This is a genomic window from Agarivorans sp. (genome assembly GCF_050295395.1).
Taxonomy (GTDB): Bacteria; Pseudomonadota; Gammaproteobacteria; order Enterobacterales; family Celerinatantimonadaceae; genus Agarivorans.
The window spans coordinates 1-20248 of record NZ_JBNKPP010000211.1; the positions used below are offsets into that span (position 1 = coordinate 1).

Genomic DNA, 20248 nt, shown 5'->3' on the forward strand with positions numbered 1-20248 from the left:
CGGGCACCCACTAAGCTGGCGACTAAGATGGCCATGTAAAATACACCAAATACCGCCTCAGCAAAGCTGAAGAAGCGTGTGAGTGGATTGTTGGGGCTGATCTCGCCATAACCCAGCGTGGTTAATGTGACAAAACTGAAATAGATGAAGTCGGTCATTTGCGAGCTCCAGTGTTCCTTGGGCACGCCGTTAAAAGCATCGTCAAACCACACGTTCAACATGGTGTAGAGGTGGGCCCAAGCGAGTCCAATTAACAAGAAGATGCAAATAGCACCCACTATCTTATTGCCGTCGATTTCGCCGGTAAATAAAACCTGTTTGAGCGCAGTCCAAGTGGTTAACAGCAAATAACACAGCACGATGCCGAGGTATAAGCTGACTAGCCCTTCTGCTTCAAACCAATAACTAAATAAAGCGAGTATGGTGGTGCTGAGTAAAAAGCCTATTCCGGCGGCAAACCAGAGTCGCTTGCCTTTGGCTTGCCAAACCCCAGCGGCGAGCACGATAACCATGGCTATTTGCAAATACTTAAAGCCGTCGCCTTGCCAAAACTGCTCTAAGCAGGCGGCTAAAAAGATGTAGCCGATTAAGGCGATGGTTAAAAAATAAAAGTTATTTTTATCGCTCCAATTAAGTAACTTGCCCATTTAGTCAACCTAATATCAATGATTTAGTGAATAAAATAGCAAATTTGCCAAGGCTTTGCAGAGTAAATGCGAATGGTGAAAGTTTGCTCGGCTTCGCAACTTGAAGGCTTAGCCAGTACACCGCTTGATGTAAATCAAGCGCTTGAGTTAAAAAACTAAAACAGATGAAATTCTGCTTCTAAACTATAAGAAACTAGGGCTAATCGGAGAGCGGCCATGCGCTTCAACCAGTTAAAATTGTTGCTTGAACACTTCGTGTCTTGTCGTGAGGCGATGCAAGCTATGTATCGGCGTTTAGAGCTAAATGCAGATTCTGAGCGAGTGCGAATGTTGTTGGCGTATTTGCAACATCAGGAAAAAGAAAATGCCGAACACCTAAAAGACTTCATCGCTCAGGCCAAACATGAGCTATTGGATACTTGGACCGATATTCGCCTTGAGCAAGATTTACCAGCGAGAATTGCTAAAATAAGTCAACCTGCCAATATGAGTAGTGATGACGTGACAACCTTGGCGTTAGACTTGGGTGAACAATCTCTTGCTTTATTGCGCCTGGCGAAAGATGAGTTAAGCATGCTGGGCGCGCGGCAATTTATTGGTAATTTGATTGAGCATCAAGAGAAACGCCAGAAGCAAATGGTACACGCTACCCATAGGCTTGATGATATTTAAGTTTTCCTAAAACAACAAAGCACAGCCTGGGCTGTGCTTTTTACTATCAGGCGACTTAGCTTAGTCGGCTAACTTTTCTAAATGCACGTCCATTTGTGGGAATGGGATTTCAATGCCGGCTTCATCTAAGGCATTTTTGATGTTTTCCATTAGGTCGAAACGAGCAGGCCAGTAGTCGCCACTGTTAACCCAAGGGCGCACCACAAAGTTGACCGAACTGTCGGCCAGTTCTAGTACCGCCACGGTGATGTCTGGGTCTTTTAATACTCGGCTGTCGGCTTCACATACAGCGCGCAATACTTGTTTGGTTTGCGCCAAGTCTGCTTTGTAGCTTACGCCTACCACCAAATCGATACGACGCGTAGCATGGGTAGAGTAGTTAACGATATTGCCACCTAATACCGCAGCATTTGGCACCACAATTTGTTTGTTATCTGGGGTTTTTAATACCGTAGTGAAAATTTGTACCGATGCGACCGAACCTGCGGTTCCGGCAATTTCAACGTAGTCGCCAGCTTTGAAGGGGCGAAAACCAATGATTAGTACACCGGCAGCAAAGTTAGACAGAGAGCCTTGTAAGGCCAAGCCAACAGCTAAACCGGCGGCACCGATAATGGCAACGAAGGACGCAGTTTGAATGCCAATGCGGGACATTGCCGCGATAATCACAAAGGCGATGATAGCGTATTTGACCATTGAGCCAACAAAGTGGCTGATGGTGCTATCTAGTTTGCGCGCGTTCATCAGTTTTTCGATGCTAGCGGCCATAATGCGTGCCACAATCATCCCGACAAACAGGATTAAAATAGCGGCGGCAATGTTAATAGCATATTGAATTAATAGATCTTGGTTGTTTTCCAACCAGCTGGTGCCTTCTGAAAATACATCCATGTGGGTAGCCTTGTACTGAAATAAATAAGCTACAAATTTAGCAGCTTTTTCGCGCCGCACAAGTGTCTATTGTTTTTAACAGACAATTGCGTCAGGTTAGCGCAAAAAACGCCAGTAAGCACTGGCGTTTTAAACAGTTTAACCCTGAATCAGCTGTTGCTTTAAAAAGCCCCAATGGGTATCAAATTGGGCGGTGGGTTTTAGCTTAAACTCACTGCGAACGTATTGGCTAATTCGCCCTTCAGAATAGGCCAGCAACAAGGTAGCAAGGCTGCTTTCTTCGATCAAAAAACCTTGGCCTTCGCGCAGGCGACGCTCGCGTAGGATCTGCTTCAGTTGCACTTCGATTTTCTCAAACAAGACGCTGACTCTGGCACGTAAGCGTTCATGTTCACCCTGTAACGCATCGCCAGTTAAAATACGACTTAAACCGGGGTTGCGCTCGGCAAAGCCTAATAACAACATGAGAATGTGCTGAGTGCGATTCAAGGTATCTTTTTGTTCTTCTTGAATCAGGTTTATCCGAGATAACAAGGTTTCTTCGATGAACTCTATTAAACCTTCAAACATTCGGGCTTTGCTTGGAAAGTGACGATAGAGTGCGGCTTCCGATACGCCGACTTCTTTCGCTAGGCTGGCCGTGGTAATGCGTTGACCGTGGCTGGTTTCTAACATGCGTGCGAGCGCTTGCAAAATTTGTTCGCGGCGATTGCTTTTTGGTTTTCCCGCCATTGTTGTTCTTATCCTTTATTGGTCTATTAGCGTACTACTTGAATAACCGTTTATTGAGTACCGGAGTGGCCAAAGCCACCTTCGCCTCGCTGGCTAGCAGCAAAGTCTTCCACCACTTCAAAGCTGGCCTGTACCACCGGTACAAATACCAATTGGGCAATCCGTTCGCCCGGTTCAATGGTGAAATGACTGTGGCCCCTATTCCAGCAGGAAACCATTAACTGCCCTTGATAATCGGAGTCGATTAGACCCACTAAATTACCCAGTACAATGCCATGTTTATGGCCTAAGCCAGAACGAGGCAAAATGGTTGCAGCTAGAGAAGGGTCGGCAATATGAATCGCCAAGCCAGTTGGAATTAGTTCGGTTTGGCCGGGAGTTAATTCCAAGGGCTGGTCGAGACAGGCGCGTAGGTCTAAGCCTGCTGAACCTGGCGTGGCGTATTCTGGCAACGGAAATGTAGTGCCAATTCTTTGGTCTAGTATTTTAAGTGCGATTTGTTTCATGTTTTTTTTAATTATTGTGCAGCGTACTGCTTGGCAATTAATGCCAGTAATTGTTTTGCCAGTGCAGATTTATCAGCGAGGTCTAATTGCTGCTCTCCATCTGGCCAAAATACCTTTAAGGCATTTTGTTCACTATTAAAGCCTTGTTCTGGCTTTGATACATCATTGGCTGCAATCATGTCGAGATTTTTGCGGGCCATTTTCTGTTTGGCGTAGTGGTTAAGGTCTTGGGTTTCGGCGGCAAAACCTACAGTAAAAGGTTTATTGGTTAGCGCGGCCACACTCGCCACTACATCAGGGTTTTTTACCAATCGCAGCTGCATTTCGTCGCTGTCGTCGGTTTTTTTAATTTTGTGTTCTGCTACTTCGGCCACACGGTAGTCGGCCACTGCGGCGCAGGCAATGAAAATGTCACAGTTTTCGGCTCTGGCTAACGCGGCTTGGTGCATGGCTTGGGCGGTAGGCGTGTCCACCTTGTTTACGCCCACCGGGGTGCTTAAGTTAACCGGGCCTGATAGCAGGCAAACTTCTGCGCCAAGTTGCTGGGCGGCGGCGGCGAGAGCATAACCCATTTTGCCAGAGCTATGATTGCTAATGTAGCGCACTGGATCAATCGCTTCGCGAGTCGGCCCAGCGGTAATCACGACTTTAAGCCCAGCCAGTATCGGCGCTTCTGCTTGGAAGAAGGCTTGAATATTGGCTAGTAGTTCGGCGGGTTCTAACATCCGCCCTGGGCCCACATCGCCACAGGCCTGTTCACCCTGTGCTGGACCCCAAATGGGGACTTGGCGTTGTGCTAGTAGCGCCAAGTTGGCTTGGTTGGCCGCGCTAAGATACATTTGCATGTTCATTGCCGGAGCAATAGCCACAGGCGCAGCGGTGGCTTGTAGCAAGGTGCTGACTAAGTCATCGGCAATGCCATGGCTGTATTTAGCGATCACATTGGCCGTAGCGGGGGCCACTACCACTAAATCTGGCCATTTGGCATACGCGATGTGGCCCATGGCGCCTTCTTGCTCTGGGTCAACGACGTGTAGCCCCACAGCTTCGCCAGACACCGCCTGTAAGGTTAACGGAGTAATGAAGTGAGTGGCGTGTTGGGTCATGACTACGCGTACTTCTGCGCCTTGTTCCTTTAGCCGACGCACTAACTCTGGGGTTTTATAAGCTGCAATACCGCCGGAAATGGCCAGCAGAATCTTCTTTCCCGTTAACATACTGATACCGAAATAATAATCACCATTTGATATCGGCTAGCCTACCACAAAACTTAAGATCTCCGCATACACAAGCGCGCAGTTTCGGCTACGCTTATCTCTATTGATTACTATATTATTAAAAGTTTATGGCAATTTGTGATTGGCCTGCCGAACAACGGCCGCGGGAAAAACTATTAAGCCAAGGGGCGAACAGCTTAAGTGATGCGGAGTTATTGGCGATATTCTTGCGAGTCGGCTGCGCTGGTTTGGATGCGGTGAGTTTAGCGCAGCATTTGTTGAGTCAATTTGGCTCGTTACGCGCGGTATTGGCGGCCGACCAACAACGATTTTGTGCCGAACGCGGTTTGGGTAGTGCAAAATATGCACAATTACACGCCAGTATCGAAATGAGTCGCCGTTATTTATTGGCCGACATCAGTGAAAAAAGTGTTTTAGATAGCGCTGAATCGGCGAAAAACTACCTTTCTATGGAATTATCTCACCAACAACGCGAAGTATTTGCAATATTGCTATTGGATAATCAGCATCGAGTGTTACAATTCGCGCCGCTATTTTTCGGAACGATTGATGCCGCCAGTGTTTATCCACGGGTGGTGGTACAGCGAGTATTAGAAAAAAATGCCGCTGCAGTAATATTTGCCCATAATCACCCCTCGGGAGTGGCTGAGCCAAGTTTGGCGGATAAGCAAATTACTACTAAGTTAATCAAGGCCTTAGCGCTGATTGATGTGCGAGTTTTAGATCATGTTGTGGTCGGCTGTGGAGAAACTGTTTCCTTTGCCGAGCGAGGTTGGATCTGATCTTTGTTCAATTTTTAGTTGATCTAGGGTTCTATTTCCTGTATAAAATGCGGCCTTTCTGTCGTCCCGGGCGACGGCCTAACGGGGCATGAACAGATGCTCGAGCAGAAGTATTTATTTGGAGAAGACTGACATGTCTAGAGTATGCCAAGTTACTGGTAAGAAACCAGCTGTTGGTAACAACGTATCGCACGCAAAAAACCGCACTCGTCGTCGTTTTTTGCCTAACCTTCAATCTCACCGTTTTTGGGTTGAGAGTGAAAAACGTTTTGTTAAATTACGTGTATCTACTAAAGGTATGCGCATCATCGACAAAAAAGGTATCGACGCTGTACTAGCTGAGATGCGTGGTCGTGGTGAGAAGGTATAAGGAACTAAAAAATGGCTAAAGGTATTCGCGAAAAGATTCGTTTGAACTCATCAGCTGGCACTGGTCACTTCTACACCACTGATAAGAACAAACGTAACATGCCTGAAAAAATGGAGATCAAAAAGTTTGATCCCGTTGTTCGTAAGCACGTTATCTACAAAGAAGGCAAAATCAAATAGATTTTGGCTTTAAGTAACATAATAAGCTCAGCCTAGGCTGAGCTTTTTTTTGTTCTTTTTTCGGGGGTTGGCCATTTTGCTGGGCTTTACTCGGCAAAGAGTTCCCGCTTATGATGAGTGTTGATAAAGGAGGATCTCGATGAAAATGAGCCGCAGAGGCTGGAACAACATCATTATATTTGCTGTTGCCTCGATGATTTTAATCTTTAAATACGTAGAGCTACATAAGCAGGAAGCGGGACCCGAGCCAACGCTCTCGGGTCAACTATTGCCGCAGGGGGCAACGGTGCTGCGTTTAGAGCTACCCGAACTAGTGATTGAGCGAGTGGGAACCGAATGGCGCAGTGAGCCGCCAATAGAGCGTCCTGTGGCGGTGATTGATGCGTGGTTACATATCAGTTTAAAACCTTGGCAGAATGCTATTGGTGGGGCCGCTACTAGCGATACGGTGATGGTTTATTTAGCCAACTCCGCGGTGCCCTTAGAATTAAGCTTATTTAGTTTGGGTGAGCAACACTGGATTAATAATTGGCAAGGTCAGTTATTGCAAGTGGATACAGACAGTTATCAGGCTCTATTTCCCGAGGTGTCACAATAAATGCCAGAGTTACCCGAGGTAGAAACCAGTCGTCGCGGCATTGAGCCTTACCTGCAACAGCAGCAAATTGTTGAGATAGTCGTGCGTCAGCCTAAATTGCGCTGGCCGGTGCCGGAGTTGATTCAAAGCTGCGTGGGTTTACCGGTATTGTCGGTGAGTCGCCGTGCTAAGTATTTGTTGCTGGAAACTGAAGCCGGGCACATCATTATTCACTTAGGCATGTCGGGCAGTTTGCGAATTGTCCAACAAGGCGAGCCAGCCGCTAAGCATGACCATGTAGATATTGTATTGGCTAACACTAAAGTATTGCGACTGAATGACCCGCGCCGTTTTGGTTGTGTGTTATTTAGCCAACTGCCTGTTGAGCAGCACCCGCTGCTGGCCAGTTTGGGCCCAGAGCCGCTAAGTGAAGCCTTCACTAGTGACTATTTACTGGCTCAAGCCGCCAAACGCAGTATTGCGGTTAAACAGTTCATTATGGATAACAAGGTAGTAGTGGGGGTGGGAAATATCTACGCCAATGAAGCCTTGTTTAGGACTGGCATTCACCCTAAGCGAGCCGCCAACAAGGTGAGTAAGGTACGCTTAGTGGAATTAACTGCTCATATCAAACAAGTCTTGGCAGAAGCGATTAAGCAAGGTGGCACGAGTTTAAAAGATTTTACTAATGCCGAAGGGAAACCGGGTTACTTTAAACAGACTCTGGCGGTTTATGGTCGTGAAGGTGAGCCCTGCGACAACTGCGGAGAGTTAATTAAGGCATTACGCATTGGTCAGCGTAATACCTTTTATTGTCCGCACTGTCAGCGTTAAGCCTGATTCAGTTTAGCTGCTACCGCTTGAGCGACATGGGGTGCCACAAAGCGCTCAATGTCGCCGCCATGGCGGGCCACTTCTTTAATCAAACTCGAAGAGATAAATGACACTCCCTCACCAGGAGTGAGAAAGACACTCTCCAAGTTAGGATCGAGCTGACGGTTCATGTCGGCTAACTGCATTTCATACTCAAAATCAGAGCCGGTGCGCAGCCCCCGTAGCAATACGCTAGCGTTTTGTTGCTTGGCAAGGTCCACTAATAAGCCAGTAAAACCTATTACTTCGATATTAGTTTGTTGGATGCCTTGCTCTAATAAGGCGACCCGTTCGTTAAGACTAAACAGCGGCTGTTTGCTAGGACTGGCCGCAACGGCCACGATCACTGTGTCGAACATTTTGGCGGCACGTTGAATTAAATCGCTGTGGCCGTTGGTCACGGGGTCAAAGGTGCCAGGGTAAATAACCCGAGTTGTCATAAGTGTTTACCTAGTATGAGTTTAGGGTGAGTATAACCCGCACAAAGCTTAGGGGGAAAATTCTTGAGCCTGTGGTAAAGATTGGTCACAATGCGCAGGATTAATGATTAGGGTGGGAAAATGCGTAAACTATTGGTGGTAAGAAATGACAAAATTGGCGATTTCATGCTGGCTTGGCCCAGTTTCGCTTTGTTGAAACAATCGTTAGCCGATTGTGAAATTACAGCTTTAGTTCCCAGTTATACCGCTCCCTTAGCCGAGTTATGCCCGTGGATCGATAAGGTAATTGTGGATTGCGGATCCAAAGCCGATGCTCATGCTCAGGCGAAGTTACTGACCCAGGTTAAGCAACAACAGTTTGACGCTTATTTGTGTTTGTTTTCTAACATGCGTAATGCTTGGTTGGGTTTTCGCGCCGGTATTAAACAGCGTTGTGCACCTGCTACCAAGCTGGCCCAGATGTTATTTAATCAACGGGTTAAACAACGCCGTTCTAAGTCACGTAAGCCCGAATCTGAGTACAATTTAGATTTAACTCGGGCCTTTTTAACTCAGCATGGAGTGGCCTGCGTTGAGCCTCAGCCGCCGTATTTTCAGTTTAGCGATGTGCGAATAAGTACGCGCAAAAAGGAAGAGTTTGGCCAATTTGCCGAGCATTTACTGGTGATGGTGCATATTGGTAGCGGTGGTTCTGCCAACAACCTCAGTGGCGAGCAGTATTTCAGCTTGATCGACTGTTTAGCCAAGTTGAATCCCGCCTTACATTTTGTGATAACCGCAGGTCCTGGAGAACAGCTCGCCGCGCAAGAGTTAGTTAATCAGTTAGATAAAGCGGACATTCCTAATCAATTGTATTTCTCTGAGAAAGGCTTACAGACCTTTTGTGAAGTATTGGCTTGCGCCGATTTGTTTATCGCCGGTTCCACCGGGCCTTTGCATATCGCTGGTGCTCTAGATGTGCCTACCGTGGGCTTCTTTCCTAGTCGTCGCAGTGCCACGCCTTTGCGTTGGCGACCATTAAATAGCGAAGGTCGGCATATTGCTTTTTCCCCTCCGGCTGGTGAATTAACTCAAGAAGATATGAGTTTAATTAATGTGAGTGATTGTGCCGTTAAGGTCAATAATTGGTGGAAAAGGCTAAATAATAAGATCTAGGTAGCAAAATGATCCTTGAATTTAAGATTTGATGGGCTTTTGTGTTGTATAGTTTGCTGGCGTTGATTCGCGAGCGAACCAATATGGCTCTCGCCTCTATCAGTTTAATTCAAGGAAAAATGAATGAGCTTTGTGAAGAAGCTGCGCACGGCATTAAGAAATTTTGATGTTAAACGCCGGCAACGCTCACTGGCCCTAGAAGTAGGCTTATTAAAACTATTAAGCCGTAACAAAGGTCATCAGCCGCAGCTGCTTAATCCTCAGCAGGTGCAGCGAGTTTTAATTGTGCGTAATAACAAACGCATAGGCAATATGTTGTTTTTGTTGCCATTTGTGAATAGCGTTAAGACGCTTTACCCAGATGCAAAGGTCGATCTGCTGATTAGTGAGCCATGGTTAGGCTGTATTTTCAATAATCTTGGTTTAAACCAAGTTTATTATTCTCAATTTGGTTTAAAAACGTTTGGCCATTTTTACCGCTCATTAGCAAGCTTAAGACGGCAACACTATGACATGCTGTTATTACCTCATGCCAGCTCCAGTGACCGCATTATCGCATCAATGATTACCAGTAAAAACGTAGTCGCCTTCGACAGCCCAGCCGACGCGGCAGTCGCTAGTCATACGTTTGTGTGTCAAAACAAGTACCCGCATTATGCGCTCGCCAGTATTGAGTTATTAGAACAGCTGGGTTTTACCGCTACTCAAACGCTTAACGCTCATATTGAGCTGTCGGCTGATGAACAGCAGTTGGCCAAGCAGCAATTACAACAATTGCTTGGTGAGAATAACTGCAAACCTTGCCTAGCCTATTTTAGAGGCGCGCGTGGGGCCAAGGTGATCTCCGACCAAGATTGGCAATCTTTGCTGGATAAATTCAGTCGCCATTATGGCCAACAGATCAATTTAATTGAGATTTTGTGTCCGGAAATTGCCGAACCTTTGGCGGGGGTGGAGTTGACTTATCAAAGCCGTAATTTGCGTGAAGTAGCGGCATTTTTGCAACAAGTACCGCTATTTTTGTCCGCCGACACCGGGCCATTGCACTTAGCTAGCGCATCTGGCGCGTATTGTGTTGGCCTATTTACCGTGACTAAGGTGGCTCAATATGGTTGCTTGGGCGAGCATGTGGTTAATCTTAGCGATTTAGCCAATATCGACGTTGCTAAGATATTGGCTGAATTACAGTTGGATACGGCTATTTCTTATAGTGAATATCGTGTTGCCTAGCCCACAGATCAGCGTATTTTACGAAAGTCGAGTGCGCCGATAACAGGGCGATTAACAAGCCCTGTTTGCCATCAAGAAAGCCGCGTTTTAGTAAATACATTTTACAGAAGCAGCCTAGCGCGTGTAATACCCCTTGGCCTAATGTAGCGCGTTTGCCCTTGGCTTCACGCTGGTCTGCCCAAGCCTTGGCGTAACCGGCAGATTTTACGAGATAGTGCTCTATATTGCGGTAGGAATAGTGAAGTATATCTCCGTCGAGCTCAGCCACTTGGCAAGCTGTCGGAATCACGACCGATTCATGCACTAAATTATCGTTATAGCCAGTGAGTTCACGTGGGTAGAGGCGAATATGGCGGTAATACCAACCGGAATGCCTTAAAAAACGACCAAATACCCAGGTAAGCTCGTTTAGATTAAAAACGGTATTGCTGGGAGGGTTGAGTAGCATGTTTTGAATGTTGTGTTTAAGCTGCTGGTCGACTCTTTCATCGGCATCTATCGCTAAAATCCAGTCGCCCGTGGCATAACTTTGCGCTAACTGTTTTTGCTTGCCAAAGCCAGGCCAATCCTGATTAATGTAAACATCTTGGGTATATTGTTTGGCTAGCTCTAGCGTGCCGTCGGTGCTGCCTGAATCTACAACGACAATTTGGTCAACCCAAGTAAGGCTTTCTAAGCAATCCTTCAGGCTGTCTTGTTCATTTTTGGTAATAATAATGGCGCTAATGGTGGCTCTATTTGCACTCATAGTTGCTGCTCTTTTTTAATGGTTTCAAACATCGCAATTACCGCATCCAATGTTATTTTTTGCATTGCCTGAGGATCTTTAACCCGGCTACGCCAACTCAATTGCTCGGCTGGTTTGCCTTGCTCTTGTTCAATTAAAGATTGCCAAACACTCACCACATAATCACGGTAGTGATAGGGACCGGTGCGCTGTGGATTGTGATGGGCATATAAGCCTAATACTGGAGTATTGACCGCTACCGCCATGTGTGCCGGACCTGTATCGGGAGAAATGACTAAGTCAGCTTGGCTAATCAACGCCCACAATTGGGCTAAGCTGGTTTTGCCACAGAGGTTATTGAGCTTACCATCACAAGCCGCATTTAGCTGCTCAGACAAGGCCATTTCTTGGGCTGCTGGGCTACCAATTAGACTAACTTGATAACCTTGGCTTAAGGCGTATTGAGCAATACCGGCATAGCCCTCTAGCGTCCAGTTCTTATAAGCTTTACTGGCCGCAGGACAGATTAAAACTTGTTTACCTGGGGCTGCAAAATACTGGCTGGCAGCCGCTTGCTCGCCTTGGCTAAGATTGATTTTCCAGCTAGGGGCTTGAGTTTTAATGCCCATTTGCGCCACAAATTGTAAAAAACCATCTAATACGTGGGCTGAATTGGCCTTGGCTATTTTTTCGTTGCTAAACAGCCATTGGCCGTCTTTGGCGCGCTCTCGATCAAAGCCAATGCGGCGCTTGGCTTTGATACAGCAACTGACCACACTGGCTCGCAGGGCCGCTTGCATATGCCAAAGCACATCGAAGTGTTGCCCCGCTAGTTGGCGTTTCAGTGCGAGCAAGCCTTTTAAGCCACTACGTTTATCGTAAACGATGATTTTTAGTTGGGGGGCTAGAGCCAACAGTTGGGCTTCAGCCTTACCGCAGATCCAAGTGATTTCGGCTTGAGGCTTGGCATTTTGTAGCTGCTGCACTGCAGCTAAGGCATTACATACATCTCCAATCGCCGATAAGCGCAAGATGCAAATTTTTAGGGCTGGTTGTGTGCTGGTCATGTTGGCAAAAGTGGCGGATTCTCTTAAGTATTATGCTTTTTGCCGCTTGCGTTGTAAAATTGTGCCGATTAATTTCACAAGCGAACACGATGCAGATAGAAAAACAGCAAACGCCAGACGGTTGGTTATTTTATAATTCAGCGGTATGGCAAGAAGTAAACGATGCCTATTTCGAAGCTCGTCATTGGCAGCAGAATCGCGCAGTAGTAGGGCAAGCAATGGGGCGGGGCAAGACCCTGTTTTTTCGTTTTAAGCATAGAGAATGCGTATTGCGCCATTACCACCGCGGTGGTTTAGTGTCGAAAGTCAGTAATGATCGCTACTTCTATTCGGGTTTGCAGCGAAGTCGTGTGTGGAGGGAGTTTTCCTTATTAATTAAGTTGCGAGAGTTGGGGCTGCCAGCACCGCTAGCTATCGCCGGCAGGCTAAAGCGCATTGGCTTAAGTTTTCAGGCCGACTTAATTACCGAGCGGATCCATGGTGCACGGGACTTGGCTAACTTGTTGAGTGAGCGACGTTTGCCACTGAGCACTTGGCAAAACATCGGTGAAACCATCGCAGCCTTCCACAAGGCGGGGGTTTATCACGCCGATTTAAATCTGCGTAATGTGATGCTTGATGAGCAAGGTAAAGTATGGCTGATTGACTTTGATAGTGGCCGCTTATGTCGGTCTCGGAAAAAGTGGCAGCAAGCCAACCTTGCGCGGCTCTATCGTTCTTTAGAAAAAGAGCAAGCTAAGCCTGGTTACTGCCATTGGTTAGAGTCTGACTGGCAACATTTGGTTGCCGCTTATAAACAAGCGCTTTAAGCCAATAGCGCTTTTAAGCTAGCGTCAATTGCGCCTTGATTTTGTTTCACTATCGCTAGACCAGCCTGCCCGGCTTGGCTGCGTTGTTGTGGGTCGCTGAGCCAAACTTTCAACCAATTAGCCAGTTGTTCGGTGTCGGCACTCAGTTTTAAGGCACCGCGAGCCTGCAGTTGCTGGCTAATATCGCTAAAGTTAAAGTCATATTCACCGGCTACACAGGGTAAGCCCATGGCCGCTGCTTCTAAGTAATTATGTCCACCTACCTTAACTAACGAGCCACCAATAAAGGCCACGTCGGCACAGCCATACATCAGCATCATTTCACCCATTGTATCTGCTAGATAGATAGACTGCTGGGCATCGGGGATTTGCTGTTGGCTTCTTCGCGAAAAGGCAATGTTCTGCTGTTTGAGCAGTTCGGCAACTTGATCGAAGCGCTCTGGATGTCGAGGAACCAGAATTAATAAGCTATCAGGCAGCTGTTTACGCACCATTTGCATGACTTCAAGTACTCGCTCATCTTCCCCTTTGTGAGTGCTGGCGGCTATCCATACCGGACGTTCAGCAAATAACTGCGGGCGCAATGCTGAGGCTTGTTGCTTAGCTTGCCAAGGATCGGCTAAATCGTATTTGATGGAACCTGTGACCACTATTTTGGCCGCATCAACGCCTAAGTGATGAAACCGTTGGGCATCATCTTGATGTTGAGCCAACACTAAATCGAGTTTGCCATATAAGCGCTTGCTAAAGTTAGAAAAACGTTGATAGCGGCGACAGGAGCGCTCAGACATACGGGCGTTGATCAGGCTTACTGGGATATTATGGCGTTGACACAGCGTCAGCCAATTCGGCCATAATTCGGTTTCCATAATCCATAGGCGCTGCGGTTGGTGCCAGCGTAAAAACCAAGCGATGCATGGCCAAAGATCGAAAGGAGCATAACGGTGCTCAACCCAATCACCGAGTTTTTGTTGGGCTTGCTCGGCACCGGTGGCGGTGGTGCTGGTGAGCAAAATTCGCAGCTCTGGTTGCTGCTGTTTAAGTCTTTTAATTAATGGTACGGCGGCTAAAACCTCGCCTACCGATACAGTATGAAACCAGATATCTGCTTTAGCCCATTTAGGGCTAATACCAAAATGCTCAAGCCAGCGACGTCCTACCGCAGGTTTACCCGGTTTGGGCCAATACAGCTTATACATTGCTAGCGGTAACAGGAATATCAGTAAAATATTGTAAATAACTAACATCTGTTGCTTTACCTAATCGGCTTTATGCTGTGATGGTCGCAGCTGCTGTTGCTTTAGGTATTCGGCGACCTGTTGCTGGTAACTTTGCTGATAGGAATATTTATTACTATCGTGACTGGCCACGAGGTTTACCATTAAAAAGTAGCCACCGACCCACAGCATTATGTTGGCTAAGCGGGCTGGTTTTTGCCTTTGCCAGCGCTCAGCCTGATATAGAACCGGGAACAAGGCGAAACCAAAGGTAATAATTAAATGCCAGTAAGAAAAAATAATTGGCGAGAGAATGGCCGATACTACAATGCCTAATAATGCTGCAAAGGCATAATGTAATAGCCAATCCGCAGGTTTAAGGTGTAATGCTTGGTTACTGCGCCAATGCGGTTTAATTTTGCGCCAAACTCGGCGGTTGATTCCCCAAGTAACAATTAAGCTTAGGCCACCCAACAGGTATAACAACGCTTGCCATAAATAGCTCACTGCGGTGTTTAACCAGTCAGTGTTACTGAGCCATAAAAACTCGGCGTCGGTGATAATGCGATTGGAAAACAACATCGAGCTATAGCGCAGCCAATACAAGGCTGATTTTAATACCGGGTAAACATGAATACCGCCCCAACCAATGTAGCGGTCTGACTGTTGTCCTTGAATGGCAGGATTGGCCTGCAATTCGATAATGTAAGGCACAAGGGAGGCCGCGATTACAATTACGCCTAAGGTCACGCCCCACCAGTTTACTTGTACTTGTTTGCGGTAGAACAGGTATAGAGAGATTACCGCCAAAATTGGCCATGAATAATGTAATTGCATGGCCAAGCCAATCGCTAATACATTGATGAAGCTATAAAACCAAGAGCGCTGCTGACTCAGCTTAAATGCCGACCAACAATGCATAGCCGCAAATAGACACAGGTAGGCGGGATTATAAATAAGGCTATCGTACAAAAACCAAGGGTTAAGCAAATAGAGAATCGCAAAGCAGAGTCGTACGGTGGGGCTAAAACACTGTTTTAACACGCTATCGAACAGCAAGAAACTGATTAATCTGAACGCGATTAATAATAACATGGGAGCCCATGGCGAATCCCAAAGTAGCAAGGGGAGTCCTACGATGTAGGTGGATAGTGACCCCGGCACATTGCCAACTACGCTTGCGGCGTTACCGTAGCTAAGCCAGTTGCCTTGATAAGCACCTAGGTAGCCCTTGAGTAACATTTGGGTTTGGTCACCAGTTAAAATCTGGTTAGCCGCGTAGTTTAGCGATAGTAAGCCAGAGCAGACTAGAATAAGCCAAAATAGCTTAGTGAAGTGTTTTTCTATGTTGTGATGCAAGGACACAGGTTACTCATGTTAAAAGTTTAGGCTTAAGACGACTCTGTTCGAGAGAAGGTCCAAAAGCGATGGATAACAAAGGTAAGTGCGGGTAACAGCACAATCACCACTCCCACCTTGATAATATTATGAAATTGATTCAGTTGCGAAGATAACCAAACTGATAAACACAGTGCTGTGAGTTGTACCAGCAAAAAGCGCAGTGCATTAGCCAAGCTAAGTTGGTTTTCAAATACCCAGCAAGTTTGCACCCAGTAAGAAAACAAAAACGCCAAGCTGAAACCCAGTAAATTGGCTAAGGCAAAGGCTTGCGGCCATTGGGCTAGCAGTAATAAAGCCAAACTAAAGTGAATTAGGGTGGCGATACCGCCGGTGAGCCCATAACGCACTATGCGTAAGCCGAGTAAGCGCTGAATATATGCCGACATCTATTAGTTGTCTTCTTCGATGATGTAAATAGGCCGACGTTTCGATTCCATGAACAAGCGGCCAATGTATTCGCCCATCACGCCTAAACCAATCAGTTGCACACCACCTAAAAATAACATGATGGTGATGAGTGAAGCGTAACCCGGCGCGTCGATGCCAAAAATCAGGGTTTTAATCACGATGGCGCTGCCATAGACAAAGGCCAGTAGTGAAATGAGTAAACCCACATATAGCCAAATTCTTAGCGGCGCTGTACTAAAGCTGGTGATTCCTTCTAATGCGAAGTTCCATAACTTCCAACCGTTAAAGCTGGTTTCACCGGCCACTCTTGGGTCACGCTTATATTCAATGATTTTTGTTTTAAACCCGACCCACGAGAAGATACCTTTCATAAAACGTTGGTTTTCAGGTAGTTGTTGAATTGCCTCAACCACTCGTCGGGTCATCAGTCGGTAATCACCCACGTTTTCGGGTATTTTTACGTGGGAGATTTTGTTGTGAAACTTGTAAAACCACTCTGCACTGAGCTTTTTAGCAAGGCTGTCACTGGTACGATCGCTGCGTTTGGCCACCACAACATCATAACCCTGTTGCCATTCGCGAATGAAATCGTGGATTAACTCAGGAGGATCTTGCAGGTCTACATCGATGGGAACGACCACTTGCCCTTTAGAACGATCGATGCCGGCGGTCAACGCAGCTTCTTTACCAAAATTTCGGGCTAGGTTGATCACGCGAATATTGGCATGCTGAGTTTGTAAGTCTTTTAGTTTGCTAAGGGTTTGGTCGCGACTGCCATCGTTAATGAAAATTAATTCGTAGCTAAGTTCAGTTTTGGCTAGCTCAGGCAGCATGGTCTCGGTGAACACCGCTACGGTATCTTGCTCGTTATAACAGGGGCAAATGATTGAAATAACCGGAGGATTTGCGTTCATGAGTTTCCTAATAGTAAATAAGACTAAGTGTAGTCAAGCCAACAACTTGTTGATGGCGGCAATGGCTCGGTTGGCGGGCAACTCGGTTAAACACTTTAAATGACCGTACTGGCAGGTCTTTTTAAAGCAGGGACGACAGCCAATATCGGTATGTAAAATTTCTGCGCGCTCCGTGAGCGGAGGGGTATATTGCGGCGACGACGAGCCATAAATGGCTACCAAAGGTAACTTAAGCGCTGCGGCGATATGCATTAAACCTGAGTCGTTGCTGATGGCCATGTCGGCTAGCGCCATTAAGTCGATAGCCTCGGCTAGTTTGGTTTTACCCGCTAGATTGTGGCACTGTGCTTGTAGCTGCTCAGGAAGGTGGGCAATGATTTGCTCTCCAACGGGTTTGTCTTTGTCGGAGCCAAAAATCCACACCTGACCTTGTCGTTGACTGATCCAATAGGCGGCGGCCTCCGCATAATGCTGTTCTGGCCAGCGCTTGGCTGGACCAAATTCGGCGCCGGGACACAGTGCCAATATACTTGGTTGGGTTTGCAAGCCAAGCTGTTGTAGCGCTCGGGCTTGGTTGTCGCGGTTAGCGTTTAAAGCTGGGTGCTGATAGCCGGGTAAATCTGCGGCAGAGTGCATTTGGCTTTTGGGATGAGCCAAAGCCACATAGCGTTCCACCATCAACGGGAAGTCTTGTTTATTGGCGCGTAAATCATTGAGAATGCCGTAGCGGCTTTCGCCCTTCCAGCCGCTGCGCTGTTTAATGCCAGCAAACCATGGGATCAGAGCTGACTTCAGTGAATTGGGTTGGGTGATGGCCCAATCGTAGGCGTGTTTTTTTAGTTCTCTGGCTAGCTTCCAGCGGACTGCCAATTGCAACTCGCCGTGGCCCAGAGGCATGCGCAGTGCATTATCTACCTCTGGCATACGTTCTAGTAGCGGGCGGCACCAATCTGGCGCCAATACATCTAACTGCGCCTGAGGATGCAACTGTTTAAGGGTTTTATACAAGCTTTGCGACATGACCATGTCACCTACCCATGAGGGCCCTACCACCAAAATTTTCATCGTTTACCCACAATCAAAAGGGGCGAAGCGCCCCTTGTTTATCACGTCTATTTGTTCAGCCAGGCCATGTATTCTGCTACCCCTTGGGCAACATTCTTAAATGGCTCGTCATAACCCGCGGCTCTAAGCTTGTCGATATTGGCTTGGGTAAAGCTTTGGTAACGGCCTTTGAGGTGGTCAGGGAAGGGAATGTACTCAATCTGCCCTTTTTGATGGTAGTTGATCACCGCTTCTGCTACTGCCCGGAAAGGTTCGGCCTGACCGGTACCAAGGTTGAAGATGCCGCTTTGCTGCGGGTTTTTCCAGAACCATAGGTTGACTTTGGCAACATCACCCACATAAACGAAATCACGGCTTTGGCCGCCGTCATCATAGCCGTCATAACCTTCAAACAGTTTCGGGTTTTGGCCGTCATTGACTTGGGTATTTAGATGGAAGGCGACACTGGCCATGCTGCCTTTATGCTGTTCACGTGGTCCGTATACATTAAAGTAACGGAAGCCAACCACTTGCGAGTCAATTTCGGGTAGTAGACGGCGTACGTAGTTATCAAACTGAAGTTTAGAGTAGCCATAAACATTGAGTGGACCTTCGTATTGCTTCTCTTCTTTGAAGGTATTGGTATCACCATAGGTAGCGGCCGAAGAAGCGTATAGGAAGGGAATACGACGCTCTAAACAATAGTGCAGTAGCTCTTTCGAGTATTCATAATTGTTTTCCATCATGTATTTTCCATCCCACTCGGTGGTGGCTGAGCAGGCTCCTTCATGGAAAATGGCTTCGATGTCTTGGCCGTAAGCATCACCAATATCTTCGCCAGAGACGATGCGAGCAATAAAATCGTCTTTATCGAGGTAGTCGGCGATATCAAGATCAACTAAATTTACGAATTTAGTGCCATCTTTTAGATCGTCAACCACAATGATGTCATTATGACCTTGTTCATTTAAACTTTTTACAATGTTGGCGCCAATGAAGCCCGCCCCACCAGTTACGATTATCATGCTACTGCCATTCCAGAAATTGCCGTTAATCTAAGGATTTTATGCTGTGAGGCGGGGAATAGCAATTAGCTGGCAGGGTGAATGTCGTGAAGAAAAACTGGATTTTGACAGCGTTTGCAGCTATCAGGGTAGTAATGAAGGAGAGTGTTAAGCCAGATGAAAACCAAAGATAAAATTATACACTGTGCACTTAAGCTGTTTAATGAGCAGGGCGAACGGCAAATTACCACTAATCATATTGCGGCGGACTTAGGCATTAGTCCGGGAAATTTGTATTATCACTTCAGCAATAAACAAGAAATTATTCGCAGCATTTTTCAACTTTATGTTGAGCAATTAGAGGCTAGCTTTCGCCCCCATGCGGATCAGCGTCTCACCTTGGAACACCTTACCTCCTATTTGGATGCCAGCTTTGAGTTGATGTGGCGTTTTCGTTTTATGTACGCCAATTTATTGGAGTTGCTAGCACGTGACCCGCAGCTTGAAGAGCAATATCAGGCCCTGCAGCAAGAGTTAGCCAACTGGAGCCGAGATATCCTATTGCAACTGCGTGATAGCCGTTTTATCAGCGGCGATGATGCCACCATGATTGAATTGGCTGACAGCGTGAAATTCATCATTGGCGCTTGGATCGCTTATCAAAGTGCCCAGCTAAAAGGCGGGGAGATCACTAAGGCAAGGCTGTATCAAGGGGTGTTAAAAATACTGTTTACTCTGCGCCCGTATTTTACCGAAGAGTCGCAACATACCTACCAAGGTTTGTATCAACATTATGTGAAATTTGCTGAGCGCAATAAATAGTTAATAATTTAGCTTAGTAGCTGCATTTGCCAAAGAAAACACTATAATTCAGCCAATATCTTGGCTTTAAATAGGGTTTGCTATGAACACGGCTTTTTCAACATTTATCTCACAACAATTGCAGCAAGTGAAAGACGATGGTTTATATAAAAATGAACGGGTCATTCATTCACAGCAGCAGGCCGCTATAGCGGTAGAGCAAGGGCAGGTGGTGAACTTTTGTGCCAATAACTACTTGGGCCTTGCTAATTCACCCGCATTGATAGAGGCGGCTAAGGCGGGTTTAGATAGCCATGGCTTTGGTGCGGCTTCGGTACGTTTTATTTGTGGCACTCAAGACATTCACAAACAATTAGAACAAGGCCTAAGCGAGTTTTTAGGCATGGAAGATACCATTTTGTATTCTTCTTGTTTTGACGCTAATGCTGGTTTGTTTGAAACCCTATTAGGCCCAGAAGATGCGATTATCTCCGATGCCTTAAACCACGCGTCTATTATTGATGGGGTGCGTTTATGTAAGGCTAAACGTTTCCGTTATGCCAA

At 46.6% G+C, this 20248-nt stretch carries 25 protein-coding genes; 11 read left to right on the forward strand and 14 right to left on the reverse strand.

Annotated elements, in window-relative coordinates:
* Positions 1 to 647 (reverse strand): potassium channel family protein (locus tag ACQY6Q_RS12030; RefSeq protein ID WP_427981739.1); only part of this gene is annotated, 647 nt, incomplete at its 3' end.
* Between the two features lie 216 nt (positions 648 to 863).
* Between ACQY6Q_RS12030 and ACQY6Q_RS12035 the strand changes: the two genes are divergently transcribed.
* Positions 864 to 1319, forward strand: coding sequence for a hypothetical protein (locus ACQY6Q_RS12035; protein WP_427981740.1), 456 nt, complete (start codon positions 864 to 866; stop codon positions 1317 to 1319).
* Positions 1320 to 1379: 60 nt separating this feature from the next.
* Here the strand turns inward: ACQY6Q_RS12035 and mscS are convergent, their stop codons facing one another.
* From mscS to coaBC, 4 genes are all read right to left on the reverse strand, one after another.
* Positions 1380 to 2210 (reverse strand): small-conductance mechanosensitive channel MscS, encoded by an 831-nt coding sequence (gene mscS, locus ACQY6Q_RS12040; RefSeq protein ID WP_427981742.1) that lies wholly within the window; start codon positions 2208 to 2210, stop codon positions 1380 to 1382.
* A 138-nt stretch (positions 2211 to 2348) separates the two neighbouring features.
* The gene (slmA, locus tag ACQY6Q_RS12045) at positions 2349 to 2942 is read right to left on the reverse strand and encodes a nucleoid occlusion factor SlmA (RefSeq protein ID WP_055733591.1); all 594 of its coding nucleotides are present in this window, start codon (positions 2940 to 2942) and stop codon (positions 2349 to 2351) included.
* A 50-nt stretch (positions 2943 to 2992) separates the two neighbouring features.
* Positions 2993 to 3448 carry a dUTP diphosphatase gene (dut, locus tag ACQY6Q_RS12050; protein WP_427981743.1) on the reverse strand — a complete coding sequence of 152 codons (456 nt, stop codon included), beginning with the start codon at positions 3446 to 3448 and terminating at the stop codon, positions 2993 to 2995.
* Between the two features lie 11 nt (positions 3449 to 3459).
* The gene (gene coaBC, locus ACQY6Q_RS12055) at positions 3460 to 4665 is read right to left on the reverse strand and encodes a bifunctional phosphopantothenoylcysteine decarboxylase/phosphopantothenate--cysteine ligase CoaBC (protein WP_427981745.1); all 1206 of its coding nucleotides are present in this window, start codon (positions 4663 to 4665) and stop codon (positions 3460 to 3462) included.
* 128 nt (positions 4666 to 4793) lie between these two features.
* Between coaBC and radC the strand changes: the two genes are divergently transcribed.
* From radC to mutM, 5 genes are all read left to right on the forward strand, one after another.
* A complete protein-coding gene (gene radC / locus ACQY6Q_RS12060; RefSeq protein WP_055733594.1) occupies positions 4794 to 5468 on the forward strand; it encodes a RadC family protein in 675 nt (224 codons plus the stop codon).
* A 133-nt stretch (positions 5469 to 5601) separates the two neighbouring features.
* Positions 5602 to 5838: a 50S ribosomal protein L28 gene (rpmB, locus tag ACQY6Q_RS12065; RefSeq protein ID WP_055733595.1), complete on the forward strand. Its 237-nt coding sequence runs from the start codon at positions 5602 to 5604 to the stop codon at positions 5836 to 5838.
* Between the two features lie 23 nt (positions 5839 to 5861).
* Positions 5862 to 6017 carry a 50S ribosomal protein L33 gene (gene rpmG / locus ACQY6Q_RS12070; protein ID WP_373869468.1) on the forward strand — a complete coding sequence of 52 codons (156 nt, stop codon included), beginning with the start codon at positions 5862 to 5864 and terminating at the stop codon, positions 6015 to 6017.
* Between the two features lie 139 nt (positions 6018 to 6156).
* Positions 6157 to 6615 carry a hypothetical protein gene (locus ACQY6Q_RS12075; RefSeq protein ID WP_427981747.1) on the forward strand — a complete coding sequence of 153 codons (459 nt, stop codon included), beginning with the start codon at positions 6157 to 6159 and terminating at the stop codon, positions 6613 to 6615.
* Positions 6616 to 7428, forward strand: coding sequence for a bifunctional DNA-formamidopyrimidine glycosylase/DNA-(apurinic or apyrimidinic site) lyase (mutM, locus tag ACQY6Q_RS12080; RefSeq protein WP_427981749.1), 813 nt, complete (start codon positions 6616 to 6618; stop codon positions 7426 to 7428).
* Here mutM and coaD read toward each other — a convergent pair.
* The gene (gene coaD, locus ACQY6Q_RS12085; RefSeq protein ID WP_055733599.1) at positions 7425 to 7907 is read right to left on the reverse strand and encodes a pantetheine-phosphate adenylyltransferase; all 483 of its coding nucleotides are present in this window, start codon (positions 7905 to 7907) and stop codon (positions 7425 to 7427) included. The genes mutM and coaD overlap by 4 nt on opposite strands.
* Before the next feature lie 120 nt (positions 7908 to 8027).
* Here coaD and ACQY6Q_RS12090 point away from each other — a divergent pair, with 120 nt between their 5' ends.
* Positions 8028 to 9062, forward strand: a complete 1035-nt coding sequence (locus ACQY6Q_RS12090; RefSeq protein WP_427981751.1) for a glycosyltransferase family 9 protein — start codon at positions 8028 to 8030, stop codon at positions 9060 to 9062.
* 123 nt (positions 9063 to 9185) lie between these two features.
* On the forward strand, positions 9186 to 10292 hold the full coding sequence (locus ACQY6Q_RS12095) for a glycosyltransferase family 9 protein (RefSeq protein WP_427981752.1): 1107 nt from the start codon (positions 9186 to 9188) through the stop codon (positions 10290 to 10292).
* Here ACQY6Q_RS12095 and ACQY6Q_RS12100 read toward each other — a convergent pair.
* Together ACQY6Q_RS12100 and ACQY6Q_RS12105 are read right to left on the reverse strand one after the other, a co-directional pair.
* Positions 10261 to 11040, reverse strand: coding sequence for a glycosyltransferase family 2 protein (locus tag ACQY6Q_RS12100; RefSeq protein WP_427981754.1), 780 nt, complete (start codon positions 11038 to 11040; stop codon positions 10261 to 10263). The genes ACQY6Q_RS12095 and ACQY6Q_RS12100 overlap by 32 nt on opposite strands.
* Positions 11037 to 12086 carry a glycosyltransferase family 9 protein gene (locus tag ACQY6Q_RS12105; RefSeq protein ID WP_427981756.1) on the reverse strand — a complete coding sequence of 350 codons (1050 nt, stop codon included), beginning with the start codon at positions 12084 to 12086 and terminating at the stop codon, positions 11037 to 11039. Before ACQY6Q_RS12105 ends, ACQY6Q_RS12100 begins: the two co-directional genes overlap by 4 nt.
* 89 nt (positions 12087 to 12175) lie before the next feature.
* On the opposite strand from ACQY6Q_RS12105, the gene ACQY6Q_RS12110 reads away from it, so the two are divergent.
* On the forward strand, positions 12176 to 12895 hold the full coding sequence (locus tag ACQY6Q_RS12110) for a 3-deoxy-D-manno-octulosonic acid kinase (protein ID WP_427981757.1): 720 nt from the start codon (positions 12176 to 12178) through the stop codon (positions 12893 to 12895).
* Here the strand turns inward: ACQY6Q_RS12110 and waaA are convergent.
* The 6 genes from waaA to rfaD are packed head-to-tail and all read right to left on the reverse strand — an operon-like array spanning position 12892 to position 18904.
* Positions 12892 to 14142 (reverse strand): lipid IV(A) 3-deoxy-D-manno-octulosonic acid transferase, encoded by a 1251-nt coding sequence (waaA, locus tag ACQY6Q_RS12115; protein WP_427981759.1) that lies wholly within the window; start codon positions 14140 to 14142, stop codon positions 12892 to 12894. The two genes, ACQY6Q_RS12110 and waaA, sit on opposite strands and share 4 nt — an antisense overlap.
* A 12-nt stretch (positions 14143 to 14154) precedes the next feature.
* Complete coding sequence (locus ACQY6Q_RS12120; protein ID WP_427981760.1) at positions 14155 to 15477, reverse strand: 3-deoxy-D-manno-octulosonic acid transferase; 1323 nt, start codon at positions 15475 to 15477, stop codon at positions 14155 to 14157.
* A gap of 26 nt (positions 15478 to 15503) precedes the next feature.
* Entirely contained in the window at positions 15504 to 15899 is a 396-nt protein-coding gene (locus ACQY6Q_RS12125) for a GtrA family protein (protein WP_427981762.1), read from the reverse strand.
* Positions 15900 to 15902: 3 nt separating this feature from the next.
* The gene (locus tag ACQY6Q_RS12130) at positions 15903 to 16835 is read right to left on the reverse strand and encodes a glycosyltransferase family 2 protein (RefSeq protein ID WP_427981764.1); all 933 of its coding nucleotides are present in this window, start codon (positions 16833 to 16835) and stop codon (positions 15903 to 15905) included.
* A gap of 33 nt (positions 16836 to 16868) precedes the next feature.
* Positions 16869 to 17900 carry a lipopolysaccharide heptosyltransferase II gene (waaF, locus tag ACQY6Q_RS12135; protein ID WP_427981765.1) on the reverse strand — a complete coding sequence of 344 codons (1032 nt, stop codon included), beginning with the start codon at positions 17898 to 17900 and terminating at the stop codon, positions 16869 to 16871.
* 47 nt (positions 17901 to 17947) lie between these two features.
* Entirely contained in the window at positions 17948 to 18904 is a 957-nt protein-coding gene (gene rfaD / locus ACQY6Q_RS12140; RefSeq protein ID WP_427981766.1) for an ADP-glyceromanno-heptose 6-epimerase, read from the reverse strand.
* A 156-nt stretch (positions 18905 to 19060) separates the two neighbouring features.
* On the opposite strand from rfaD, the gene ACQY6Q_RS12145 reads away from it, so the two are divergent.
* Both ACQY6Q_RS12145 and ACQY6Q_RS12150 read left to right on the forward strand, forming a co-directional pair.
* The gene (locus ACQY6Q_RS12145) at positions 19061 to 19705 is read left to right on the forward strand and encodes a TetR/AcrR family transcriptional regulator (protein WP_427981768.1); all 645 of its coding nucleotides are present in this window, start codon (positions 19061 to 19063) and stop codon (positions 19703 to 19705) included.
* Between the two features lie 82 nt (positions 19706 to 19787).
* A partial coding sequence (locus ACQY6Q_RS12150) for an aminotransferase class I/II-fold pyridoxal phosphate-dependent enzyme (RefSeq protein WP_427981770.1) occupies positions 19788 to 20248 on the forward strand: 461 nt, incomplete at its 3' end.